The sequence below is a fragment of the Hominiventricola filiformis genome (genome assembly GCF_020686965.1).
In the GTDB taxonomy this organism is placed as follows: domain Bacteria; phylum Bacillota; class Clostridia; order Lachnospirales; family Lachnospiraceae; genus Hominiventricola; species Hominiventricola filiformis.
Genome location: NZ_JAJEPS010000051.1, coordinates 1 through 1,623, shown reverse-complemented (window position 1 = coordinate 1,623; position 1,623 = coordinate 1). Strand labels below are relative to the sequence as shown.

General features: G+C 44.9%; 1 protein-coding gene. It reads right to left on the bottom strand.

Annotation, left to right across the window (positions count from 1 at the left end; genetic code table 11):
- A partial coding sequence (gene ltrA / locus LKD36_RS17425) for a group II intron reverse transcriptase/maturase (RefSeq protein WP_308460389.1) occupies positions 1–1,542 on the bottom strand: 1,542 nt, incomplete at its 3' end.
- Positions 1,543–1,623: the final 81 nt, after the last annotated feature.

Here is a 1,623-nt window from a genome sequence, read left to right as displayed (position 1 = left end):
ATGGATTTCACTTCTTCCTGCCGCTGTGTAAGCGCACACTTTTCGTCGCTGACTCATTGGATTTTTACATTGAACATAGCTTATTGGATAAATCGGTTCTTTGGATTGTGCTATATATCTTAGTTGCTCCGATTTCCCATATCTTTGGATTTCCATTTTTGTCAGGTCGCGGCCTTCCTTTTTCAGCCGGTGTGTCTTTCCAGATTTCAGCCTGTTTTTGAGAACTGTATTAACAGTTCTGCCAATATCACCGCAGTCTATGCTGATGTCAGTGGCTAACTGGTAGTAATTCTGGATTCCCATAACCATGGAGTTGAACAGCCGTACTTCCCCGGCTTCTCCACGTCCTTTTCTGGGAAATTTGATATTTCCGACTTGTTTAGTCAGGCTGGCTTTAACCTTTTTGTATGCTTTATCGCACATGTGCGATTGAACGACGTACTTTTTCCCCTTTTTGCGTAGTCGGATTTTGAATCCGAGAAATTCAGAATAGCTCCGTCTGACGTCAACAACTCTCGTTTTCTCCGGTGAAACATCAAGGCGCAGGCGTTCTTTCAGCCATTGCGTGACCGCAATCAGCGTCTGGTCTGCCTGTTCCCTTGTTCTACAGAGAATCCGAAAATCGTCTGCATATCTCACGATATACATTTCTTTCAGCCGTGTATTCCGCATTGCCCGGTACGCATGGCTTTGTATCGGACAGCCTGCCGCATTTTCTCTGTAAGCGTAGTTTTCCGTTACCGGGTTGCACTGCCATTGGCTTTCTATCCAATGGTCAAGTTCATTCAGCACCACATTTGCCAATAGTGGGGAAATAATTCCGCCTTGCGGCGTTCCCTTTGTTGGGTGTTCTGTGTTGCCGTCCGGCATGAGGATTGGAGCTTTGAGAATCCTACGGATTACATAGAGCAGTTCTTTATCCCGGATATTCAGTGACCATAACTGTTTTATCAGTTTTGAATGGTCTACATTGTCAAAGAAACCTTTTATGTCAAACTCTACTACATAGTGAAGTCCTGACTTTTGCATAAGCCTGTAGGTTGCCGCTATCGCATTTTCAACCGACCGATTTGGACGGAATCCATAGCTATTGTTGCTGAACCTGGCTTCGCAGATAGGTTCCATGACCTGCTTGATACATTGCTGTACCAATCTATCCCAGATACAAGGGATTCCCAGTGGCCTGGTATTCCCGTTTGGTTTTGGGATGTCTTTGCGTCTTACGCTTCTTGGGGTGTAGCCGTTTTTAGCTCCCTTGACGATTTTGCGTACCCTTGCTGTGACTTCATCAGCGGTAAGTTTACCAATATCAGAAATCTTCAGCTTGTCTGTTCCCGGCGTAATACTCCCGGTATTGGATTTGATGTTCCGATAGGCCAGCAGGATATTTTCTCTTGAAAGTATCACATCCATCAGGTTCTCGAAAATTTCTCCTGCCTGACTTCTGGCATACAGTTCATCAAAGGTACTTTGCATATCGTAGTATTCAGCATGGCGGAGATACTCCACGCATTTGGTTTTTGGTTTCTTCTCATTTGGCATCAGGCATCACTCTCCTTTACGGCGAGTGACTTCTTTTTGTCATACTCGCAATCCTAATTGCGACTAAGTGCTAAGTTGCCT